A 22,323-nucleotide genomic window follows, 5' to 3' on the forward strand; every position below is an offset into this window, starting at 1 on the left:
CTCCGAGTGAGTCAGGTCGCTTATCCTGCGACGACCTTGGCAATCGCACGTTCTAGGCGTGCCATTCCTTCTTCAATATCCGCTTTGGTAATGACCAGTGAGGGAGTAAAACGCACCACATTAGGCCCGGCAACGAGAACCAATAAGCCTTCTTCGCCTGCCGCAACCAAGATATCGCGTGCTCGGCCTTCCCAGTTTTGGTTCAGTGCCGCACCGAGTAACAAGCCTTTGCCACGCACTTCACTGAAGATGCCATATTTATCATTGATCGCTTCTAACCCGTCACGGAACCATTGCTCACGCTCTATGACACCGGCAAGCACGTCGGGTTTGGTCACTTCATTAACCACCGCTTCTGCCACCGCACAGGCCAGTGGATTACCGCCATAAGTAGAGCCATGAACCCCCGGCTTCATATGCGCAGCCAAGGCGTCGGTCGTTAACATGGCACCAATTGGGATCCCGCCACCGAGTGATTTTGCGGTGGCCAAAATATCGGGCTCGACCCCAGACTCTTGATAAGCATAAAAAGTACCGGTGCGCCCGTTCCCCGTTTGCACTTCATCAAACACTAAAAGCGCATTGTGTTTATCACACAGTTCACGCACGGCTTGGAGAAAACCTGGCTCTGGCGGCACAATCCCACCTTCACCTTGTAAAGGCTCCATCATCACCGCACAGGTTCGGTCCGAAATATGATCGGCCAATGCGGCAATGTCATTGTAAGGAAGGTGTGTGACATCGCCGGGTTTAGGTCCAAAGCCATCGGAATACGCGGGCTGACCACCTACGGTGACAGTAAAGAAGGTGCGACCATGGAAGCCTTTGGTAAAGGCAATGATTTCACTTTTATGCTCACCATGTTCTTCTTTTGCCCAACGACGTGCCAGTTTCAGGGCCGCTTCGTTCGCTTCAGCGCCCGAGTTAGCGTAAAACACGCGGTCGGCAAATGAGAGTTCGGTGAGGCGTTTAGCCAGACGCAACGCGGGCGCATTGGTCATGACATTACTCAAATGCCACAGCTTCTGGGCTTGCTCCGTTAACGCATCAACCATGACCGGATGACAATGGCCTAAACAGCTCACCGCGATACCACCGGCAAAATCGATATACTCTCGGCCTTCTTGGTCCCAAATGCGCGACCCTTTACCGTGATCAGGAATCATCGGCATTGGGTTGTAACATGGCACCATGACTTCATCGAAGAGTTTACGTTCTACTTTGTGCTCCATTGTCATCACTCAATCCTTCTATGTTTTATCTATGAGGCATAGTATTTACATTATTTTAACCGCAGCAATAGCAGATTATGTTTTGTTTTCAGCATGGTAACAAAGCTCATGCAGTTTAAAGAGATAGTTATGCATAAACTGTGAGCAAAGAGAAGATGAAAGTGAGTAAGGCTATGATGCTAAGAAGGCAAGATTAACGGACTAGAGACCGACAGTTGCATAAGGTTGCAGCCGTTGACAAAGTGATTAAAAACAGCGAAATGTAAAATTAGTGATAAAGATCGCTATTTTTTGCAACCATTGCTGAAAAAAAAGACTCAAGAAAGGAAGACATACGGTAAAGGCTGCACGATAGAGGCCGCCACAGATAGAGCGTCAAAAGACGAACATATTAACCTGCCCGCACCGCTACCTAAGATTGTTGAAGAAAATTGGCTAACAAGGCATGGCCCTGCTCCGTCAGAATACTTTCCGGATGAAATTGCACCCCCTCAATCGCCAGCTGGCGATGTTTGAGCGCCATTATAATCTCACTGCCATCGTTATCGATAGCGGTCGCTGTGACGGCCAAACAGTGAGGTAGGCTTTGAGGTTCAACTAATAAAGAATGATAACGCGTGACAGTGACAGGGCTAGGCAGGCCTGCGAAGACCCCTTCTCCTTGGTGGGTAACTTGGGACGTTTTGCCATGCATTACCGTACGAGCTCTCACGACGTTCGCGCCAAATACTTGTGCCAGCGCCTGATAGCCAAGACAGACCCCTAAAATTGGAATTTTCCCGGCAAAGTGTGCAATCACCGCTAAGGAAATCCCCGCTTCATCCGGGGTACAAGGGCCAGGGGAGATAACGATGTGCGAGGGAGCCATCACCTCAATATCCGCCACACTAATGGCGTCATTTCGCGCAACATGGACCGATGCGCCCAGCTCACAAAAGTACTGATAAAGGTTATAGGTAAAGGAATCGTAATTATCGATGATAAGAAGCACTGTGCTACGCCATGCGATGGAAAACCGGCATGATGCTACCACAGTGCTGAATAGGCGTCATCCAGGTGCGAGCAACCTTCGCTGCCCGCCACAAGATTACGGCTGGGTGAGCTGACAGCGAAATCCGGTGTATTTAACCGTCATCGCGCTATCTGCAGGTGCACGGCCGCAGTAAACCGGGATCAGCCCTAGCGCTTTCACGGATACCCTTATCGAATCATCCGGCTGCAGCGCCAAGGATTGAACTAAAGGGCTAGCCTGGTCAAAGGTGCGCGTCGCGCGCCATTTCATCCACGCATGATCCGGACTTTTTTGTCCATTAAGTAAGGGGATAATAGGCAAGAAACTGCGATTATTGATCGTCACCGAGACGGGGACCACGGGCTCAGGATAATCGAGTGAGATCAGCACAGGATCGTGATCGGATGACGAGAATGGATTACTCGATTTCACCAATTCTCCGCTATATTGTCGGCTGTACTCAAACAGAGTGCTCTCTACCGAGTTAATATGCCACTCTTCCACCCCGACCACTTTGCTCGCCAAACTGGCATTGGCGAGTGCATGATCTAACGCGCCCAGTTCTCCAGAAAATGAGTACGAGTAGGCTTTATCCCCTAACCACTGCGTTGCGAGGTTGGTATAACCAAGACCTTGCTCAACGACGCTTGGCGTTGGATGCATAGGCACACCACGAATTTCAGTGCCCGCCGCGGTGATAATATCGCGCTGGCCCTCAGTACGCTGATAATCCGTTAGCACCCGCACCGGATCTTCTTGCGCATAAGCATTGAGATCACCCAAAATTAATACGTCACCGTCGACCGCTTTGAGATGGTCACGCAATGCAACGGCGGCAGACACGCGAAACGCATTGCAGTGTCCCTGCATATCCGCGGTATCGGTATCAAACTCACCCGCGATCCAGTCTTCATAGCAGCCTGAGCCTTTCGATTTAAAGTGATTCACCACCACACTGAGCGGCTGGTCGTTAACCATAAAGCGTTGAATTAGGCTATCGCGCTGGTATTTGTCGAGTGTCTTGGTTTCTCCGTCTGGACTTTCGCCGCTGATATGCTGCTCTGGCATGGGTACCGCTTGCGCCTCACCTGCGAGATTGACCTTCGCGGGGCGATAAATCATGCCCACCATAATCGCATCTGAGCCAAAATAGGCGCCCTGATTTTTCTCTTGGTCACTGGGTTCGACAAATTGGTAATGATCACGCGAGTCAGCAAATTGCGCATTTAAATGGGTCACCAGATCAGCAATGGCGCTGCCAGCCTCAAAGCCATTATTCTCAATTTCCATCAAACCGACAATGTCGGCGTCCATCGCGGTGAGTGCATTGACAATTTTAGTGCGTTGCAACCCAAACTCAGCCGCCGTTTTCGCCCCACGGTTACAGCCACGATTCGCATCGGCATCGGCACGATCATCACAGGTCACGTTGAGTGGGCCACCGACCGCACTGGCACTGGTGAAATAGTTAAGTACGTTAAAACTCGCCACCTTAATGTCAGCGCCAGGCACGTTATTCGGTGCCAGTTGACGATCATTTTGGTGCACAATATCACCGGCAGTGATGGTGTTTGTTGCAACAAGTCGGTATTGGTCGTAGCTATAACCCATAACACCGCTCAAACGCTCGACCCGATCGCCAATACGTAGATATCCCTGCTCGGCATCTAAGCCTGGAAAATACGGGATCTTGCCGTCTTTCGCTTTTTGATCGCTCTCGATATACAGCTGGTTATCGCTATTTTTTGCGGCTAATGCCTCAGCGTCAGGCGTTAACGCGGGATACTGTTGCGTGGGTTTGTATAAAGGGGATTGATGCGATAACACCATATTGTTACGGAAGGCATCGTAGTCAAAGCCAAAGTTACGCGTGATCACCAAATCGCTATCCGCGTCCATGGTGACGTACATCCCTTCGTAGCGCTCAAGTGCCTCGTGCAAAGTCTCATCGGGTTGAACACGGAGTGCCGTCGGTGCAATCGTCCCCTGAGGTGCTCCCTTAGCCACTTGTTCATCGGTAACACCCAGTTGGGTATGGCCGTAATACTCGTTGATGTAACCACTGGCACATAAGGTGTCACCGGGCTGTAAGTTGAGGTCATCAGCGCCTCGCAAGTAAACAAATAAGCCATCGGAAGTGGCACGATTACCATCGCCTTGCGGATCTTGTATCCAGGCTCCTTTATACAAGCCTTGGGTAACGGCAGTGACTACGCCTTGTACCGCATAAATTTTATCTGAGCGGTACTGCCCGTCTGGAACCAATGGGCTACGCGCGCCGTCACCTTGAATCGCGTAGATGGGGGTTGGGGTTGTCACACCACATTGATAAGTTTCAGTCGGTGGGGCTTTTGCCGCCGCGGGCAGTGCAACGCCGGCCAGCACCAAAGCAAGGGGCGACCACATCAATGGCTTTTTCATACCTGTTCCTTCACGTAAATTGAGTGTTTACTCGAAAATCGGATGCATTATTCATGATAGATACAGAATATGACGTGATATGAATCGCATCGAGGCTAGCGATTATTGATGAATTCGTTAGAAGTGAGAGGCCGGTTCAGCCTTGATCAAAAAAGCAGCGAGACTGGCCCGCTGCTTACTTGTTTTGTGATTGTACCAGGTTTGTACTATTACAAACGCGTGCTACACACGTGGCACAAAACCGACCGCATCATAAACTTTGCGTAAGGTGTCTTGTGCCCGTGCAGAGGCATGCGCCGCCCCTTTTTGCATCACATTATCGAGCATTGCGCGATCAGCTCGAAACGCATGATAGCGCGCTTGCAACGGCTCTAGCATCGCGACGACGGCGTCTGCAGTGTCTTTTTTCAGGTGGCCATACATCTTGCCTTCATACGCTTTTTCTAGCGTATCAATTGACTCACCCGTCGCCCCAGACAATAACCCAAGCAAGTTGGAAACACCCGGTTTTTGTGCACTATCAAAACGGACACGCGGCGGCTCTTCTGAGTCCGTGACCGCACGTTTGATTTTTTTCGCAATCGCTTTTGGATCTTCGAGCAGCCCGATCACATTGTTACGGTTGTCGTCAGATTTCGACATTTTTTTGGTCGGATCTTGCAGGCTCATGACCCGCGCATTGACATCGGGTGTGTAAGGCTCAGGCAGAGCAAACACATCGCCATAGCGATTATTAAAACGGGTCGCAACGTCACGCGCCAGTTCAAGGTGCTGCTTTTGATCGTTACCCACCGGCACTTGGTTGGTTTGATACAAAAGAATGTCTGCCGCCATCAATACCGGATAACTAAACAATCCCGCGTTAATGTTCTCAGCATGGCGCTGCGACTTATCTTTAAACTGGGTCATCCGATTCAACTCACCCATTTGGGTGTAGCAGTTTAACACCCAGCTGAGTTGAGCATGCTCAGGCACGTGGGACTGGACAAACAAGTTGCTTTTTTCTGGACTGACTCCCACCGCGAGACACAGCGCCAGCGCATCTAAAGTCGCTTCGCGCAAGGCATCCGCATCTTGGTGAACCGTAATGGCATGTAAATCCACCACACAGTACTGACAATCATAATCATCTTGCATCTGTTCCCACTGACGCAACGCGCCCAGATAATTACCAATACTCAGCTCGCCTGAGGGCTGCACACCACTCAATACAATGGGTTTCGAAGATTGACTCATGATGATTCGGTTCCTTTACATGTTGCCCGTGTGGGCGGTCTTATTTGCTGGTTGAAAGCGTTACGCGGAGTAATTAGCCACCACTGCCTCTAGTTGGCTAAAATGGTCCAGCACATAGCTGGGTTGGCTGTCACTGATTGGCTCACCGTAGTTGTAGCCATAAGTGAGGCCAACGGAGGCCATTCCCGCATTGTGTGCTGCTAAGATATCATTTTTTGAGTCACCGACCATCAACATCTGGGCATTGGTTAACCCATGCTTATCGCGCAACAGGTGCAAGCCTTCTGGGTCAGGTTTGCTGGTTGACAGACTATCACCACCAATCACATCACTGAACAAGGGCGCTAACCCTAAATCCTCTAAAATAGCGGGCACGAAAGCGATCGGTTTATTCGTGACGACGCCCAGCTGATATCCCTGCTGGTGCAATGCGGTTAGGGTCTCTTTCACGCCAGGGTACAGCACGGTTTTTTCGTGACCATTGTGCTCATAATGGTAATTAAAACGCGTGCGTGCAGTTGCGACCAGCTCAGGGTCAAGCGCTGGATCATGATCATGCGCACGGGACAATGCGCGACGAATCATAATATCCGCACCATTCCCTATCCAACCGGTCACCTCGGCTACACTCACTGTTGGCCGGTCCAAATCCGCCAGCATCATCTGCAGCGCTTGGGTCAAATCGGGCACGCTATCAACCAAGGTGCCATCTAAATCAAATGCAATATAACGCAGGCTCATACGACTTCATTACCTTTCTACTTTTGCCAGTTCGGCACGCATTTCTTCAATTGCGGTTTTATAATCCGGTTGACCAAAAATGGCCGACCCTGCGACAAACATATCCGCACCCGCTTGGGCAACGTCTGCAATGTTATTGGCCTTTACACCGCCGTCAATTTCCAGACGAATATCTCGCCCGCTGGCATCAATACGCTGACGGACCTCACGCAGTTTATCTAAGGTGGTGGGAATAAAAGACTGGCCGCCAAACCCAGGATTGACCGACATCAGCAGGATCATATCGAGCTTATCCATCACATAATCTAAGTGGTGGAGCGGCGTTGCCGGGTTAAAGACCAAACCCGCTTGCATGCCGTGCTCTTTGATCAACTGCAACGTGCGGTCAATATGCTCACTGGCTTCAGCATGAAACGTCACCATGTTCGCGCCCGCTTTAGCAAAATCAGGAATAATGCGGTCGACCGGCTTAACCATCAAGTGAACATCAATCGGTGCGGTGATCCCATAGTCACGTAAAGCCTGACAAACCGGGGCACCAAATGTCAGGTTCGGAACGTAATGGTTATCCATCACATCAAAGTGAATCACATCTGCACCCGCCGCCAATACGTTTTCAACTTCTTCGCCCAATCGGGCAAAGTCTGCAGATAAAATCGATGGCGCAATCAAAAAATCCTTCATAGTGCGGTCGCCTCAATTGCCAAAAAGTCGCCGTAATTCTACCCGATATCGGCCATGAAGTCTTACCTTAACCATGCTTAATCTCAGCGAACACTGGCAAGTGCCAGAGAATTAACTAGAGTAAAAACAGAGGCTGAAAATGGAGGCAGGATGGGCGAAAAACCTAGACTGAAACAGGTAGTAACAAGTGTCATCGCTGCTTTGTTTGGGGTGCAATCACAACGCAATCGCGAGCGAGATTTCGGCTATGATTCACCGGCAATTTATATCATTACCGGCGTTATCATGATCGGACTCGTCATTGGCGCGCTGCTGGTGATCGTGAGCTGGTTGACGTGAGCGCTTTGAGGCAACAGCGCTTAAGGCGTGGATGGCTGAGGGGAAAAAAGTGCCAATAGCTCATCTACCTTATTACGACCATTGCCATTACGGCTGATGGTACGCTTAACTTTCACCACATTAAAACTCGCGCCACGATATAAACGGCGTGTATAGGGCGTATCGTGATTGGAGATTAATACCGGCACCCCTTGGGCCAACGACGCTTGCTCAGCATGCTCAGCCAGCAAGGCTTGATCATCCAGCGTAAAACCATTGGTGGCGTAGGTGGTAAAATTCGCCGTAGCAGTTAAAGGCGCGTAAGGAGGGTCGCAATAAATCACTGTTCCTTTCGTCGCCCGAGCAAAACTCTCCCCATACCCTTCACATACAAATTCTGCACGCTGGGCCTTTTCTGCAAAGATCGCGAGCTCTTTTTCCGGAAAATATGGCTTTTTGTACGACCCAAATGGGACATTGAAGCCGCCTTTTTTATTGTACCGACACAAGCCATTAAAGCCGTGACGATTCATATACAAAAAGTACAGCGAGCGTAAATAAGGGTCTGTGGTAAGATTAAACTCCCGGCGGACATCTAGATAGCGCTCTTTTTGGTTGTACTCTTGGCAAAAGAAGACGCGCGCATCCGCCACAAAACGCAACGGCGTTTGCTTAATAATATTGTATAGGTTGATAAGATCTGGGTTGATGTCAGCCAGAATGTAATGTTCGTAATCGGTGTTTAAAAATACCGATCCAGCACCGACGAAGGGCTCGATAAGCGTGTTCCCTTCGGGAAGATGACGACGAATGTCATCGACTAGCGAGTATTTACCACCAGCCCACTTTAGAAACGCGCGATGCTTTCTCATTGCCCCTGATCTATCTCTGCGGTGTGAAAAGGGGCGGATTGTACCCTATTTTGGCTCATCAATCAGCGGATTTTACTGCCCATTTGCGCGGTTGATTTCACGGTGAACCTGACTAAAAGACTTCACAAACGGCTGCAGCGCCCGTAGATTATCCGCCAATGTCAGTTCCGCACGACGCGCATCCGTGACGCTGGCATAATCACCCAGTAACACCATGTACCAGTCAGCATTGTTGCGTTGGGTTTGATATACCTGAACCCGATCACTCAGTTGGTAGTTAGCGATAAAGTCTGTCGCATCTTGACGCGAACGCAACGCTGCGAGCTGCAGGGCATAACGCTGGGCAGGTACATCAAGCAAAGCTTGCGCGTCAAAAGATAAGCGATTATCACTGGCCGCGTCTGCTGTCGACGCTGTCTCTGTAGACGACGAGGCGGCGGTATTTTGCGATTGCGCCACATCTGAGGGCTCATCCGGTGTCGCGGGCGCAGGAATCGCTTGGTTAATCTCGCTAGCAAGTGCTTCCTCAACCGCCTGGGTGCCATCGCCACCGGCATCTTGTTCGTTAATAATGGCGTCAACAACATCATCAGGTAAAACCACTCTCTGGCCCGCATCATTGCGACCGACGGTTAACCCCTCACCGTTGACTTCCTGCGGTAAATTCGCCTGATCATCGGTCACCGCTGCATTCGAGCCCGCTACGGTGTCGGTTTGATCCACTGCCGAGTTGCTATCTTGGCCCGTCACTTGCCCATCAAGGGTTTGTGGGTCAGTGGTCGCTTGCTGCTCGTTGAGCAAATCATCCAAGTTTTTTAACCCGTCAGGGAGCATTGTCTCAGCCGACGAGGCGTCATCTTGACTCGGAAAAGCCCACCAGATCGCACCGGCACCCACAATCATCAGCACCACGGCCAACAGCAGCATTAAAAAGGGTTTATTATTTTTCGCGGGCTTTTTATTGTCTTTACTCACAGCGCCTATCTCCTGATTGTCCTTTCCCATGATGGTGCCGGGGTAAACGGTTTGATTAGCAAGCTTGGCTAACCACTGTTTTTTACCCGCTGCATCAATACGTTGCGTGACGGCTAACACATCGATGAACATCTCTTCTTCACCGTCATTAAGCGGCGAGATCTCGAGCTCCAGCGGCTTTTGGTCGTGCCCGTAAGACACCTGACGTAGCCACTTGTTCAACTTTCCTGGCAAGGCAAAGAGTACAACATTGATACGCCAGTGTGCTTGATGCTGTGCATATTGCACCAACGCCCATAGCTCAGACAGTAATCCAGGAGTCAGCCGATGCGCATCATCAATCACAATGAGTGCATCACACCCAGCCCCGTCAAGCATCATCGTCAAGCTATCTAGCAGCGGATCCGCTTGATTAAAAACACCGTCTTTGACAATTTGTCGTAGCAAGATAGCGCGACGTTGGTCATCGCTTTGTGCCGTATGGCACGCGAGTAAGGCATGAACATGGGCATCCGCCCACTGCTCCATGTAGCGCTCACTTAACCAGGTTTTACCCGCCCCATCAGGCCCGGTGACTTGGATCAGATTCGCGCTAAATCGAGTGATAAATTGCAGTCGAGAAAGGAGCTGGGTTTGGCTTTCCAGATCCAGAGCTAGCGTATCAAACGTGTCTGTCATGCATTCAATGGTTAACCGGCATCAATCACATCAGCGATTAGCTGGTGTGGAACATCTGCAACCACTTGAGCCTGGCCTATCGCTGTTGGTAAAACCAGACGCAACTGTCCTGAAAGCACTTTTTTATCACGCATCATGTGCTTAATAAAAGCATCGTAGTCCATTTCACGGGGAGCCTGCACGGGAAGATGTGCACTTTGTAACAGGGCCGTGATGCGAGTAACCGTTTTTTCATCAATCAAACCATGCTGGCACGCCGTTTTTGCCGCCAACACGGTTCCAGCAGAGACCGCTTCACCATGAAGCCAATTGCCGTAGCCCATTTCTGCTTCAATCGCATGACCAAACGTGTGCCCCAAATTCAACAGCGCGCGCACGCCTGTTTCGGTTTCATCTTCGGCCACCACATCGGCTTTGATTTGACAACAACGCCTTATCGCGTAAATCAATGCATCAGGAGAGAGCGCGGTCAGCGCCACCATTTCACTGTCAAGCCAATCAAAGAAAGGGGCATCGGCAATCACACCATACTTGATCACTTCTGCCATCCCCGCAGCAAACTCACGACCGGGCAAGGTGCTTAGCACCTGCGTATCAATCACCACCGCTTTGGGTTGATAAAATGCGCCAATCATGTTTTTGCCAAGAGGATGATTAATTGCTGTTTTCCCACCGACGGACGAATCGACTTGCGACAGTAATGTCGTGGGAACTTGAATAAAATCAACGCCGCGCTGGTAACAAGCACTGGCAAATCCAACAATATCGCCAATCACGCCGCCCCCGAGGGCGACGAGCACGACATCACGGTTATAATTATTTTCTAAAAGAAAGGTGTTGATGGTGTTAAACGTTTCGAGCGATTTATACGCTTCACCATCAGGCAAGCTAAGGCAGGCTACATCAGTTGCGCCTGCCCGCTGAAGGGTTGAGACCAGAGTGGCGCCATAAAGCGGCATCACTGTCTCATTGCTAATAACAGCAACCCGACGGGAATGGACGCCCTCAAACAGGCTCGCATCTGCTAAAAGCCCTTCACCAATCGAGATAGGGTAGCTACGTGCCCCTAAGTTAACGTCTATCCGTTCCATGGTCGGGTCCTGTGGTCGGTTATTGCTGCTCTAAGAGCGCCATGATTTGATTTGCCACCACTTTAGCGCTTTGATCATCAGTTCGTACAACGTAATCCGCAATTTCTTGATACAAAGGATTACGTTCTTCTGCCAATGACTCCAGCACTTCACGTGGTTGGTCAGTTTGCAACAATGGTCGTTTCTTATCGCGTTGGGTACGTGCGAGCTGCTTTTCGATGGTGGTTTCCAAATACACCACCACCCCACGAGCAGAGAGGCGATTACGGCTTTCTTTGCTCATAATCGAGCCACCGCCAGTCGCGAGAACGATACCTTGCTCTTCAGTGAGGTCGTTTATCACGTTTTCTTCGCGTTTACGGAAACCTTCTTCACCCTCAACGTCAAAGACCCATGCAATGTCTGCTCCAGTACGATCTTCAATCACTGAATCAGAATCATAGAATTCCATGTGAAGTTGCTGAGCGAGATGACGACCAATTGTGCTTTTACCAGCCCCCATAGGGCCTACCAAAAAGATGTTTCGTTTTTCAGCCATTTTAAGCAATTTTACGCGCGGTTAAATAAGACAACACCGCCCGCAGGCTTAATGTAAAAAGCCCGAGGCGCCAATTCCTCACAGATATTTCGTGATCAGATTAAAAATTATCTCAGGACAGTGACCCCTTTGGCAACACCTAACCTACCCTGTGACGATTTTAGGGGTCACAAAGATCAGAAGTTCGCGTTTTGCATGGTCTTTTAACTGATGTCGAAACAAACCTCCGAGCAAGGGAATATCCCCAAGGAGAGGCACTTTGGTTTCTTTGTTGATCATCGTGTGCTGAAAAATGCCACCTAAGACCACGGTTTCGCCATTCCGCGCCAAGACTTGGGTATTGATCCGTTTGGTACTGATCGACATCGCCTCACCTTTTCCGGCCACGACCGACTTTTCCGGCATATCTTGGGTCAGCTTTAAATCCAGCACCAACGTATTATCCGGCGTGATCTGAGGCGTGACCGACAAACTCAACACTGCTTTCTTAAAAGAGACGGCCACCGCCCCACTGGAAGAAGCTTCTAAATAGGGCAACTCCGTCCCTTGTTCAATATAGGCGGCTTTTTTATTGGTAGTGATTAATCTTGGGCTCGAGACCACTTCGGCTTTTCGTTCGCTCTCGAGCGCAGAAAGCTCCAAATCGAGCAGTAAATCGTTGCCTAACTTAGCCACTTGAAAGGCCATGCTCGAGGCAGAAGGATTGACTGCAGCTAAATTAACATTGAGGAAATCACCAATACTGCTCCCCTCACCGGCGGCTTCATTTAGGCTGTCAGGACCTTGCTGCGCCAAATCGCTATCCCACATGATATTCCCTTCGACCGACGATCCCACCGAGGTTGAGCCGTTGCGATTCAAAAGCCCCCAACGTACGCCAAGCTCGTCGACCGAACCTTGCTCTACCGTGACAATACGCGCTTCGATTTCCACCTGCTTAACCGGCACATCGAGGTGCTGAACCAAGGTGCGGATACGATCAATGTTCTTGTCAATATCGCGAATGATGATCGCATTGGTCCGCTCATCCAGCGACACCGCCCCCCTTGGAGATAACAAGCTCACGCCTTGCGTTTGACCGCGAATTAATGCGGCTACCTCGCTGGCTTTGGCATAATTTACCGTGATAACCGCCGACGATAGCGGCAACAAGGTTTCTGCTTGCTGCGCCATTTCCAAATCCTGCTTTTCTTGCGCCATCAGCTCTCGACGAGGGGCAACAAGCATCACCTCGCCACGTTGACGCTTGTCCAACCCTTTCACTCTTAAGATAACCTCTAACACGTCTTGCCAAGGCACACCGTCAATCCGCATGGTGATATTGCCCTGAACACTGTCTGAGGTGACTAAATTAAACTGATTTTGCTCGGCAATCAGTTGGAGCACAGCACGAACTGGAATGTCTTGGAAGTTGATCGATATCGGTGCATTCGGATCAAAGGATGCAGGTGTCGTCGGTTCGGTGGCTTGTATGGTTACCACTAACTGTTGTTTTTGTTGATGGTAATCAAAGGCGATCGCTTGCGCCGCTTGCAGATAAATTTTTGCGTGTCCAGAGGATTGCGACACATCGATCGCCGTAATTGCCGAATCCCTGTCTTGGGTATCGATCCGCTTCATTAATGACGGTTTAATCGTTACCTGCGGTAATCGGATATGGAGTTGATCGGCGCTGGGCTGACGAAAATCCGCCATGATCGCAGGGCTGTCGAAGCCCAAAATCAGTTGCGCCTCTCCCTGAGCAGAGCGGGTTAACTGCAACTGGCTCAAGGTTGTCATCTCCGCAGCCTGAGCGCACGCGCCCATAAAACACACCAGGATCAGCGCCACGCGCACAAGCGACCACGGTATAAGGGTATATCGGGCGTTATACGCCGCGAAAATCATCATAACAGTTATCCTTTACGACAGGTTAGGTTCGATTGAAAGCGTCACGGTCCGTTGCTGCCAGCATCCTAAACCATCAGGTAGTGCCTGGTTTATCGCGACATGATCACGCGTCACCGCCATCACTCGGCCGTGGTGTTCACCAAGCCGGTCGCCACGTGCGACTTGCTTGACCATCCCATTCGGCAAAGCAATGAGTGCCTGTTTTTGCCCCCCTTTAGTGAGGCTTCCTTTCATTTCAAGTTGTGCTAAAGGTAAGGTTGAAAGCGGACTGTCACGCCAATGCAAGGCCGGTTGCCAGCAGTCACCAGGAGACATCCGTTGTGGGTCCGATGCGACCGACAGAACAAATGGATCGCGCGTTTCTTTTGCAAAAGGGACAGGTTGATAAACACTAGGCGGCGGCGTGCGTGTCGCGGTAACCGTCGCTTGCGCTTGCACCTGGCGCATAAACTGATGAATGTCATCATCCGTTTTTTGACAACCACTCAAGATCACGATCAACACAAATACACAGGCTCTTAACATGACGCGTCCTAGTTTGTAGGTTGATTGAGCGCGGGGCGGCCGGTATAGCGATACGTCGTCGCAGACACCGAAAATTGCAATGGCGCTGCAGACGGCGGCTGTTCGGTCTCGCGCGCGAGGACAAAGTCCTGCAATGACACTAAGCGAGTCATCGCGGCAATATCGGCACTGAACGCGCCAATATCTCGATACTGGCCTTCAAGGACAATGTTGATTGGAATGGCGTCTAGCCAGCTTCCTTGCTTTCTCGGCTGCCATGCGAGCGTTTCAAACTGCAACTGGTGACGCATCCCCACCTCGTTCACACCAGCCAGCAGGCCCGCGAGCTCTTCTTCCTCAGGCAATTGCTGAATCAGTCTTGCGTAGCGTTGATTAAGCGTCTCTATTTGCGCCTGGACATCGGGTAACGCAGCCACCTCATGCGCTAACTGTCGATAACGTGCTTTCAGGTGAGACTCTTGCCGGTGAGCATCAAGCAAGGTCGCTTGATTTGGCTGTCCAGCGCCTAACCAGCCGACATACCCCATCACTGTCAGTAAAGCACCCCATAAACTCAGCTTTACCGACCAAGGCGCAAACGGTAGTCGTCGCCACTCCCATGCCATCGAATCCATCACTGTTCGTCCTCCTCGCGCTCCGGTAATTGGGGGGAAACATAGTGTGTCAGTGAAAAGCTCAGTCGAAACCGTTTATTGGGCCCGACGGTGTGATCACCCGTCACTACGGTATCGATATCGAGCGCCTCTACCGCTTGCTGCGCTTCCAACGCGGCCAGCAAACGCGCGAGCTCTGCGTTTGAATTCACCCACCCTTCTAAACGGATATGGCCTTTTTGTTGAGCCAACCGGGTTAAATAGGCACCAGCAGGCATCACCGTCGGTATAAAGTTGAGTACCTCAGTGACATTATTACGCTGTCTTTGCAGTTGATTGACCAACCCGAGCCGTGATTGCAAGGCGCGACGTTTAGTGTCTTGTTGCTCAAAGCGCACTAAGGTTTGTTTAAACTGCGTGATGCCTTGTTCAAGTTGTTGATTACGGTGTTGCTGCCCCACTATCTGATAATGCTGCCACTGGATGAATCCCATCACGATGATCAGTGCGCTCCCCGCAACCGCAAGGGTTTGCAGGATAAAATAGCGTGCCTGTCGACGTTGCACTTGCGCGCGCCAGGGGAGTAAGTTAATCCTCATGAACCACTCGCTCCTCGGAGCGCAAGCCCAAGCGCCGAGCAAGCATGAGGGCTTAGAGAGGACGCGCCAAAGGGTTCGCCAGGTTGAATAAACACACGTTGGGCAGATGAGGGGCAGAGAATGTCGCTGGGCCAGTGACCGCTTAGCCATAGGGTTGAGATAGGCACCGCGTGTTCGCTCTCCACGCGTTGATAGGCATGTTCCAAATGTTGTTGTAGAACGCGAGAGGACGCTGTTGCCTCGCCTTCTGAGCCAGATCCTCCTAGCGGCATTGCGACGGTCAAAGATTGTTGGTACAGCCCGCCATCGGATAACGCGCGCACCGCCGTCAACTTGCCGGCATCAAGATGTAGCCATAGCGGTGAAGTCTGTGGTTGGTAGTGACCTATCAACGCATCATAAACTGCTTGCAGCCCATGCTGCTGCGTATCGACAACACTTACCTTTAATCCCACGTCTTTCAACGCCGAAAGTATTGGCGTGAGTGTCTGTTGGCGACAGGCCACTACCTGGTACTGCGCCTGTCCTGACTGATGGTTCAACGCATGCTGTTTGGTGAAATCGAAGAAAAGACCACTAATTTCCATATTGAGCGCCATGCCTAATGCTTGTCCGACCACGGCTTCCTGCTCGAGAGGATCATCCACATCGGCTGCCATCAGGGTCTTACTGATCACGGTGTCATCCTCAACGCCTACCACCACACTCGGTGACAAACGTTGATACCAGGATACTCGGCTCAATAGTGTGTCTTTGAGCGTTTTCATCGTGGTTGTCAGGGTGTCTTCATCACCAGCGGTCAAGATATGATGCCCGGAAACCTTGAAGGATGAAGGGGACGGGCATAGCGCAATCGCGTGGCTTTCCGTTTGGCCCAAAGCGATACCTAAAACTGCCGAACTTGGAATCATTTCGTGTTAGGCTCCAACGTCAGAGTAAGGTCAGTATTTACAAAACTGTCCTCATCACGGGTTATTTTTTATGCTGGTGCCTTTATACTACTCACGTATGATTATTAAACGGCTAAACGGCAACGAAACGGGAAATCTCAGGTGAAGTTCATAAAGCGTTTGCTTATCTTTGCACTGGTTTGCACAGTGCTTGGAGTCACAACAATCTTTGGGTTTTACCTTTATGTGAAACCCGACCTCCCCGATGTGGCGACATTGCAAGATGTTGAGCTACAAACTCCGATGCAGGTCTATAGCGCGGATGGTGAGTTAATCTCGCAATTCGGCGAAAAACGGCGTATTCCAGTCAAACTCGAGGATATACCTCAACCCATGATTGATGCCTTAATTGCCACCGAAGATAGCCGCTTTTATCAACACCCAGGCATTGATCCTATTGGTATTGTTCGTGCCGCGGCGGTTGTCGCCATGTCTGGCAGTGCCAAGCAAGGTGCCAGCACCATCACCCAACAGCTAGCACGAAACTTCTTCCTGACCAACGAAAAGCGAATTATGCGCAAGATAAAAGAAATTTTTATCGCGGTGCATATCGAACAATTGCTCAGTAAAGAAGAGATCCTTGAGCTCTATTTCAACAAAGTCTTCTTGGGGTATCGCTCTTATGGCGTAGGGGCAGCCGCACACGTGTATTTTGGCAAAACCTTAGATCAACTGACCTTAAGCGAAATGGCCGTGATCGTGGGGTTACCCAAAGCGCCCTCCACCATGAACCCACTTTACTCGCTTTCACGCTCAACCGAGCGACGGAACGTAGTGCTCGGCCGGATGTTGAATGAGGGCTACATTTCTAATGCGGAATACCAGCAAGCGAAAAACGAGCCTATTGTCGCCAGCTACCATGGCGCCGAAATAGAACTCTCAGCACCCTATGTTGCTGAAATGGCTAGGGCTTGGGCGGTCGATGCGCTTGGCGAAGACGCCTATACCTCAGGGGTACGTATTTTCACCAGTGTGGATGCGGATATGCAGCGCGCGGCCAATCACGCCGCCATAGAGAATATCCTCGCCTATGACCGACGCCATGGTTTTCGTGGCCCAGTAGCCACGCTTTGGCAAGCACCTAGCGAACGCTGGCAACATCAACGTATTGTTGATCACCTTGCCAAGCAACCCAGTTACGGCCCCTTGGAGCCTGCGGTCGTGACCGATGTAAAGGCACAATCGGCTCAGGTTGTCGGCCCTAATGGTCGTGATATCGAGCTGCCTTGGAAAGGACTCGACTGGGCGCGACCTTATATTACTGATAGTCGCCAAGGCCCAGCGCCCAAACGTGCTGACGAGTTCCTCGCCAGTGGCCAACAAGTGTTTATTCGTCGCGTCAATGACAGCTGGCATTTGGCGCAAGTACCTACCACCAATACGGCCTTAGTTTCTATGTCTCCGTCAACGGGGGCAATCAAAGCCTTGGTCGGTGGGTTTAACTTTGTCCACTCCAAGTTTAACCGTGCCACCCAGTCGGTACGGCAAGTCGGGTCGAGTATCAAACCCTTTATTTACTCCGCCGCAGTCAATGAGGGAATGACGCTAGCCAGCCTTATCAATGACGCGCCCATTAACCGTTGGGATCGCAGCCAAGGGGTGGCATGGCGTCCGAAAAACTCGCCGCCACGTTATGAAGGGCCACTACGTGCTCGCCTTGGACTGGCACAATCGAAAAACGTGATGGCTGTGCGTGTCCTCCGTCGTGTTGGCTTGGACGATACCTTAGATTATCTGACTCGCTTTGGCTTTAAACGTGATGATCTCCCTCGCGCCGAAGCCATTGCACTCGGCGCAGGCAGCTTAACCCCCGTCGAAATGGCACAAGGCTTTAGCGTGTTTGCCAATGGCGGCTATTTTATGGAGCCTTTTATCATTGATCGCGTTGAAACCCCCTTCGGCGCGGAGATCTATCGTGCCAACCCACCGGTTATATGCGACCACTGTGAGCGCAAACCGGAAAAGGCTGACCCGTTTAATGAGCAAAACTTATTGACGGACAATGGTAATGACCAACCAACAGCGAGCAATGCCAAGCAAGTGATTGATGAACAAAATGCCTTCTTAGTGCGCGAAATGATGCAAAGCAACATTTGGGGCGGCGGCGATTGGCGTTATGGCACCGGTTGGAACGGCACGGGCTGGCGCGCTCAAGCGCTTAAACGTCGCGATATCGGCGGTAAAACCGGGACCACCAATGACTCAAAGGATACTTGGTACACTGGCTATGGCCCAGGTATCGTCACCACGGTTTGGGTTGGCTTTGATGATCATTCGCGTGAACTCGGTCGCACCACTCGTAATGCTAATTTAGGCGACGAGCGTCAACCGATTTATGGGGCGGAATCTGGCGCGAAAACCGCAGAACCTGCTTGGATTGACTTTATGCAACAAGCTCTCGCTGACGTGCCAGAGCAAAATAAAGTGGTGCCGTCCGGCATAGTCAAAGTACGGATCGATCGCGAGACCGGACTGCTGACAAGAAAAACCGATCATACCTCGATGTTTGAGTACTTTATCAAAGGCACCGAGCCGACAGAATATGTATCGGATCAGTCTGATGGCAACATTTACGAGTCCAGCACGGAATCCTTGTTTTAACTCGATAAACGCTTAAACCACAACGCCCACATCCGTGGGCGTTGTCACCTCAATGCCAGTATCTTGTGTTAGCGGTGATTTAAGCCGCTCATTATCGCGGTCATCTGGCCACCAATGGCGTCCGCAAGCTGTTCATATCGTCCTCGTAGCGGCGAGCCAGGGCGATAATCGAGCGTGATTTGTCGCGACGGCGTCGGTGACGTAATGGGGATATACACCACACCATCGCGTTTATCGGCAGGCACGGACAGCTGAGGCAATAAGGTAATCCCACTTCCTGCGGCCACCATGTTGCGTAACGTTTCTAGACTGGTCGCGCGGAAACGTTGATCCTCTTGCGCACCGACTTTAAAACAAAAGCCCATGGCTTGATCGCGCAAACAGTGGCCATCGCCCAGCATCAACAAGGTTTCCCCGTCTAACACATCAAGCGCAACTTCAGCACATTCCGCCAACCGGTGCTTTTCGTTGACCGCAAGCAACATCGGCTCATCATAGAGTGGCAGCTCTTTAAGGTGCTGTGTTTCTTCGACAGAGGCCAGGATAACGCAATCGAGCTTGCCTTCTTCCAACTGCTGAACCAGTTGCTGGGTTTGTCCCTCATGAATAAACAGCTCTAAATCTGGGAAACAATCTCGCAGCATCGGAATGATTTTGGGTAATAGATACGGCCCCACGGTGGGAATAAAGCCAATATGTAGGGGGCCGGTCATACTTTCACCTTGCTCACTGGCCAATTCGGTTAAAATTGTGACTTCCCGCAATACGTTACGTGCTTGCTGTACTAACCTCATACCGGCATCGGTGAACAGAACCCGACGACTGGTACGCTCAAGTAAGCTGACGCCGAGTTCATCCTCCAGTTTACGAATTTGGCCACTCAAGGTCGGCTGGCTGACAAAGCAAGCCTCAGCGGCTTTGCGAAAATGTCGGTGTTCAGCCAACGCAACCAAATACTCCAAGTCACGAATGTTCATCGTTGTCTCTTCTATAGGGGATAACTATCAAAACCATAGCATCAAGCGATTAGAACTATCAATCTTATTTAGCAATACTAGACCCATCAAAACACAGCGAGTCACTTCTCGCTTAACAACTTTAATTGAAAACAAAAGGAACGATTCATGACAGCAACCAAAGAAGGCCAGCCAGTACCACAAGTAACCTTCCGCACTCGCGAAGGCGATCAGTGGAAAGACGTGACCAGCGATGACATCTTTGCCAACAAAACCGTCATTGTGTTCAGCCTGCCAGGCGCGTTCACCCCGACGTGTTCTTCTTCGCATCTACCACGCTATAACGAGCTGTACCCTGTCTTTCAACAACACGGCGTTGATGACATCGTTTGTGTCTCGGTCAATGACACCTTTGTAATGAACGCATGGAAAGCCGACCAAGATGCTGACAACATCCATGTACTACCTGATGGTAACGGTGAGTTCACCGATGGCATGGACATGCTGGTCGACAAAAATGATCTTGGCTTTGGCAAACGCTCATGGCGCTACAGCATGCTGGTAAAAAACGGCGTGGTCGAAAAAATGTTTGTTGAGCCAAACGAACCAGGTGACCCGTTCAAGGTCTCTGATGCCGACACCATGCTGGGCTATATTGCTCCTGAGCATAAACTGCAAGACTCGATCACCGTGTTTAGCAAGCCAGGCTGCCCATTCTGTGCCAAAGCAAAACAAGCACTGATCGATGAAGGACTTCAGTTCGAAGAAATCATCCTCGGTAAAGATGCCACCACGGTCTCTTTGCGCGCAGTCACCGGCCGTGCCACGGTGCCACAAGTATTTATCGGTGGCCGTCACATCGGTGGCAGCGAAGAGCTCGACACTTACCTAAACCAGTAATCCGCTGTTTGGGCGGCAGCCTTGCCGCCCGTTATTTTCCCAGGAGAAAGCAATGAAAACATTAACGGTTGATGTGGCTGTGATTGGTGGCGGGACCGCCGGACTCGGTGCCTATCGCGCGGCAAAAGCACAGACAGATAGCGTGGTGATGATTGAAGGCGGCCCGTATGGCACCACCTGTGCACGTGTTGGCTGCATGCCATCCAAACTGTTAATTGCGGCCGCCGAAGCGGCGCACCATATCGACAAAGCGCCCGGTTTTGGTGTCTACCCAGGCGGAAGTACCGAGATAAATGGTCGTGAGGTAATGGATCGGGTTAAGCGCGAGCGTGATCGCTTTGTCGGCTTTGTATTGGAAAGTGTCGACGACATCCCCGCCCAAGACAAAATCGATGGCTATGCACGTTTTGTCGATGATCATACCTTGATGGTTGACGATCACACCACTATCCATGCTGACCGCATTGTGATTGCGACCGGCTCGCGTCCGAGCTGGCCCGAGGCCTGGAATCACCTCGGTGATCGTTTGGTGGTTAACGATGATATTTTCGAATGGGATGACTTACCTGAATCGGTCGCCGTGTTTGGTCCGGGCGTGATTGGCCTTGAACTGGGTCAAGCGTTACACCGCCTCGGTGTCGAGATGACTATGTTTGGCGTCGGCGGCCAAGTGGGTCCACTCACCGACCCAGATATCATGGCATATGCGGATAAAACCTTCAGCGAGGAGTTTTATCTCGATGCCGATGCCAAGGTTGAAGAGATGATCCGTGAAGGTGATAAGGTCCAAATCCGTTACCGCGACAAAAACGGCGAAAGCCAGTTGCGTTGGGTTGATTACGTGGTTGCCGCCACCGGTCGTCGCCCCAATGTCGACAAACTTAACCTTGACGCGACCAGCATCAAAGTGGATGCCCGCGGGGTGCCGGTTGCCGATAGTTACACCCTGCAAACCACCGCACCGCACATTTTTATTGCCGGTGATGCTAACAACCAAATTCCACTGCTGCACGAAGCGGCTGACCAAGCCAGAATTGCCGGTGACAACGCGGGGCGCGGCAAAGATATCCGTGCGGGACTGCGCCGTAGCAAGCTATCCGCGGTCTTCTCCGACCCGCAAATTGCGATGGTGGGCGAAAGCTATAAAGCAATTACCGATCGTCTCGGCCCATGTGGCTGTTTTGAAATCGGTGTGGTTTCCTTTGAGGGACAAGGTCGCTCACGGGTCATGCTACGCAATAAAGGCTTATTGCATGTTTATGCCGAGCAAGGCACAGGGCGTTTCTTGGGCGCAGAAATGATTGGGCCGAACGCCGAGCACTTAGCACACTTACTCGCCTGGGCTCACCAAAACCAAATGACCATTTCGCAAATGTTGGATATGCCCTTTTATCACCCAGTGATTGAAGAAGGGGTACGTACCGCGCTGCGGGATGTGAATGCCAAGCTCAAACTCGGCCCTGAAATGATCAAACACTGCATGGACTGTGGCCCAGGCTGCTAATCCACTG

Annotated in this window: 20 protein-coding genes; 4 read left to right on the plus strand and 16 right to left on the minus strand. The window is 51.1% G+C overall.

Going from position 1 to position 22,323, the window contains the following annotated elements:
- Window positions 1-20: 20 nt before the first annotated feature.
- From HLG76_RS01510 to rpe, 6 genes are all read right to left on the minus strand, one after another.
- Window positions 21-1,238, minus strand: coding sequence for an aspartate aminotransferase family protein (locus HLG76_RS01510; RefSeq protein WP_077668927.1), 1,218 nt, complete (start codon window positions 1,236-1,238; stop codon window positions 21-23).
- Between the two features lie 406 nt (window positions 1,239-1,644).
- Window positions 1,645-2,223, minus strand: a complete 579-nt coding sequence (locus tag HLG76_RS01515) for an aminodeoxychorismate/anthranilate synthase component II (protein WP_077461562.1) — start codon at window positions 2,221-2,223, stop codon at window positions 1,645-1,647.
- Between the two features lie 96 nt (window positions 2,224-2,319).
- Complete coding sequence (locus HLG76_RS01520) at window positions 2,320-4,665, minus strand: ExeM/NucH family extracellular endonuclease (RefSeq protein ID WP_175992957.1); 2,346 nt, start codon at window positions 4,663-4,665, stop codon at window positions 2,320-2,322.
- A 222-nt stretch (window positions 4,666-4,887) separates the two neighbouring features.
- Window positions 4,888-5,901, minus strand: a complete 1,014-nt coding sequence (trpS, locus tag HLG76_RS01525; protein WP_174566329.1) for a tryptophan--tRNA ligase — start codon at window positions 5,899-5,901, stop codon at window positions 4,888-4,890.
- 60 nt (window positions 5,902-5,961) lie between these two features.
- Window positions 5,962-6,642: a phosphoglycolate phosphatase gene (locus HLG76_RS01530; protein WP_025744260.1), complete on the minus strand. Its 681-nt coding sequence runs from the start codon at window positions 6,640-6,642 to the stop codon at window positions 5,962-5,964.
- Window positions 6,643-6,651: 9 nt separating this feature from the next.
- A complete protein-coding gene (gene rpe / locus HLG76_RS01535; protein ID WP_025744259.1) occupies window positions 6,652-7,326 on the minus strand; it encodes a ribulose-phosphate 3-epimerase in 675 nt (224 codons plus the stop codon).
- 150 nt (window positions 7,327-7,476) lie between these two features.
- Between rpe and HLG76_RS01540 the strand changes: the two genes are divergently transcribed.
- Window positions 7,477-7,665, plus strand: a complete 189-nt coding sequence (locus HLG76_RS01540; RefSeq protein ID WP_037367268.1) for a DUF2970 domain-containing protein — start codon at window positions 7,477-7,479, stop codon at window positions 7,663-7,665.
- A gap of 20 nt (window positions 7,666-7,685) precedes the next feature.
- On the opposite strand, the gene HLG76_RS01545 is transcribed toward HLG76_RS01540, so the two are convergent.
- The 9 genes from HLG76_RS01545 to pilM form a co-directional block, all read right to left on the minus strand.
- A complete protein-coding gene (locus HLG76_RS01545) occupies window positions 7,686-8,516 on the minus strand; it encodes a Dam family site-specific DNA-(adenine-N6)-methyltransferase (protein ID WP_077461556.1) in 831 nt (276 codons plus the stop codon).
- Window positions 8,517-8,588: 72 nt separating this feature from the next.
- Window positions 8,589-10,169, minus strand: a complete 1,581-nt coding sequence (locus tag HLG76_RS01550) for an AAA family ATPase (protein ID WP_175992958.1) — start codon at window positions 10,167-10,169, stop codon at window positions 8,589-8,591.
- An 11-nt stretch (window positions 10,170-10,180) separates the two neighbouring features.
- Window positions 10,181-11,260, minus strand: coding sequence for a 3-dehydroquinate synthase (gene aroB, locus HLG76_RS01555; RefSeq protein WP_175992959.1), 1,080 nt, complete (start codon window positions 11,258-11,260; stop codon window positions 10,181-10,183).
- A 19-nt stretch (window positions 11,261-11,279) separates the two neighbouring features.
- Entirely contained in the window at window positions 11,280-11,798 is a 519-nt protein-coding gene (gene aroK, locus HLG76_RS01560) for a shikimate kinase AroK (protein WP_025739049.1), read from the minus strand.
- Between the two features lie 144 nt (window positions 11,799-11,942).
- Window positions 11,943-13,688 carry a type IV pilus secretin PilQ gene (locus HLG76_RS01565; RefSeq protein ID WP_254877598.1) on the minus strand — a complete coding sequence of 582 codons (1,746 nt, stop codon included), beginning with the start codon at window positions 13,686-13,688 and terminating at the stop codon, window positions 11,943-11,945.
- Between the two features lie 12 nt (window positions 13,689-13,700).
- Window positions 13,701-14,213, minus strand: coding sequence for a pilus assembly protein PilP (locus HLG76_RS01570; RefSeq protein ID WP_077676560.1), 513 nt, complete (start codon window positions 14,211-14,213; stop codon window positions 13,701-13,703).
- 8 nt (window positions 14,214-14,221) lie between these two features.
- Window positions 14,222-14,827, minus strand: coding sequence for a type 4a pilus biogenesis protein PilO (locus HLG76_RS01575; protein WP_077676559.1), 606 nt, complete (start codon window positions 14,825-14,827; stop codon window positions 14,222-14,224).
- Window positions 14,827-15,405, minus strand: a complete 579-nt coding sequence (locus tag HLG76_RS01580) for a PilN domain-containing protein (RefSeq protein ID WP_158011543.1) — start codon at window positions 15,403-15,405, stop codon at window positions 14,827-14,829. The genes HLG76_RS01575 and HLG76_RS01580 overlap by 1 nt, the downstream gene beginning before the upstream one ends.
- Complete coding sequence (pilM, locus tag HLG76_RS01585) at window positions 15,402-16,316, minus strand: pilus assembly protein PilM (RefSeq protein WP_108743451.1); 915 nt, start codon at window positions 16,314-16,316, stop codon at window positions 15,402-15,404. Before pilM ends, HLG76_RS01580 begins: the two co-directional genes overlap by 4 nt.
- Window positions 16,317-16,457: 141 nt before the next feature.
- Here pilM and HLG76_RS01590 point away from each other — a divergent pair, with 141 nt between their 5' ends.
- Window positions 16,458-18,956: a PBP1A family penicillin-binding protein gene (locus HLG76_RS01590; protein WP_175992960.1), complete on the plus strand. Its 2,499-nt coding sequence runs from the start codon at window positions 16,458-16,460 to the stop codon at window positions 18,954-18,956.
- A gap of 68 nt (window positions 18,957-19,024) precedes the next feature.
- Here HLG76_RS01590 and oxyR read toward each other — a convergent pair whose 3' ends face one another.
- Window positions 19,025-19,933, minus strand: coding sequence for a DNA-binding transcriptional regulator OxyR (oxyR, locus tag HLG76_RS01595; RefSeq protein WP_025744252.1), 909 nt, complete (start codon window positions 19,931-19,933; stop codon window positions 19,025-19,027).
- 147 nt (window positions 19,934-20,080) lie between these two features.
- On the opposite strand from oxyR, the gene HLG76_RS01600 reads away from it, so the two are divergent.
- A complete protein-coding gene (locus HLG76_RS01600; RefSeq protein ID WP_025744251.1) occupies window positions 20,081-20,812 on the plus strand; it encodes a glutathione peroxidase in 732 nt (243 codons plus the stop codon).
- A 52-nt stretch (window positions 20,813-20,864) separates the two neighbouring features.
- Window positions 20,865-22,316, plus strand: coding sequence for a dihydrolipoyl dehydrogenase (locus tag HLG76_RS01605; protein WP_175992961.1), 1,452 nt, complete (start codon window positions 20,865-20,867; stop codon window positions 22,314-22,316).
- The last annotated feature ends 7 nt before the right edge of the window (window positions 22,317-22,323 follow it).

It is taken from the genome of Salinivibrio sp. EAGSL (assembly GCF_013366455.1).
Lineage (GTDB): Bacteria > Pseudomonadota > Gammaproteobacteria > Enterobacterales > Vibrionaceae > Salinivibrio > Salinivibrio costicola.

Excerpts from the sequence above, each read along its gene's own strand:
- HLG76_RS01570 (WP_077676560.1), bottom strand. The coding sequence starts at position 14,213 with ATGTTAAGAGCCTGTGTATTTGTGTTGATCGTGATCTTGAGTGGTTGT.
- HLG76_RS01540 (WP_037367268.1), top strand. The coding sequence starts at position 7,477 with ATGGGCGAAAAACCTAGACTGAAACAGGTAGTAACAAGTGTCATCGCT.
- HLG76_RS01605 (WP_175992961.1), top strand. The coding sequence starts at position 20,865 with ATGAAAACATTAACGGTTGATGTGGCTGTGATTGGTGGCGGGACCGCC.
- HLG76_RS01530 (WP_025744260.1), bottom strand. The coding sequence starts at position 6,642 with ATGAGCCTGCGTTATATTGCATTTGATTTAGATGGCACCTTGGTTGAT.
- oxyR (WP_025744252.1), bottom strand. The coding sequence starts at position 19,933 with ATGAACATTCGTGACTTGGAGTATTTGGTTGCGTTGGCTGAACACCGA.
- pilM (WP_108743451.1), bottom strand. The coding sequence starts at position 16,316 with ATGATTCCAAGTTCGGCAGTTTTAGGTATCGCTTTGGGCCAAACGGAA.
- aroB (WP_175992959.1), bottom strand. The coding sequence starts at position 11,260 with ATGGAACGGATAGACGTTAACTTAGGGGCACGTAGCTACCCTATCTCG.
- HLG76_RS01600 (WP_025744251.1), top strand. The coding sequence starts at position 20,081 with ATGACAGCAACCAAAGAAGGCCAGCCAGTACCACAAGTAACCTTCCGC.
- HLG76_RS01580 (WP_158011543.1), bottom strand. The coding sequence starts at position 15,405 with ATGAGGATTAACTTACTCCCCTGGCGCGCGCAAGTGCAACGTCGACAG.
- aroK (WP_025739049.1), bottom strand. The coding sequence starts at position 11,798 with ATGGCTGAAAAACGAAACATCTTTTTGGTAGGCCCTATGGGGGCTGGT.
- HLG76_RS01550 (WP_175992958.1), bottom strand. The coding sequence starts at position 10,169 with ATGACAGACACGTTTGATACGCTAGCTCTGGATCTGGAAAGCCAAACC.
- HLG76_RS01545 (WP_077461556.1), bottom strand. The coding sequence starts at position 8,516 with ATGAGAAAGCATCGCGCGTTTCTAAAGTGGGCTGGTGGTAAATACTCG.
- HLG76_RS01520 (WP_175992957.1), bottom strand. The coding sequence starts at position 4,665 with ATGAAAAAGCCATTGATGTGGTCGCCCCTTGCTTTGGTGCTGGCCGGC.
- HLG76_RS01565 (WP_254877598.1), bottom strand. The coding sequence starts at position 13,688 with ATGATGATTTTCGCGGCGTATAACGCCCGATATACCCTTATACCGTGG.
- HLG76_RS01575 (WP_077676559.1), bottom strand. The coding sequence starts at position 14,827 with ATGGATTCGATGGCATGGGAGTGGCGACGACTACCGTTTGCGCCTTGG.
- HLG76_RS01510 (WP_077668927.1), bottom strand. The coding sequence starts at position 1,238 with ATGACAATGGAGCACAAAGTAGAACGTAAACTCTTCGATGAAGTCATG.
- rpe (WP_025744259.1), bottom strand. The coding sequence starts at position 7,326 with ATGAAGGATTTTTTGATTGCGCCATCGATTTTATCTGCAGACTTTGCC.
- trpS (WP_174566329.1), bottom strand. The coding sequence starts at position 5,901 with ATGAGTCAATCTTCGAAACCCATTGTATTGAGTGGTGTGCAGCCCTCA.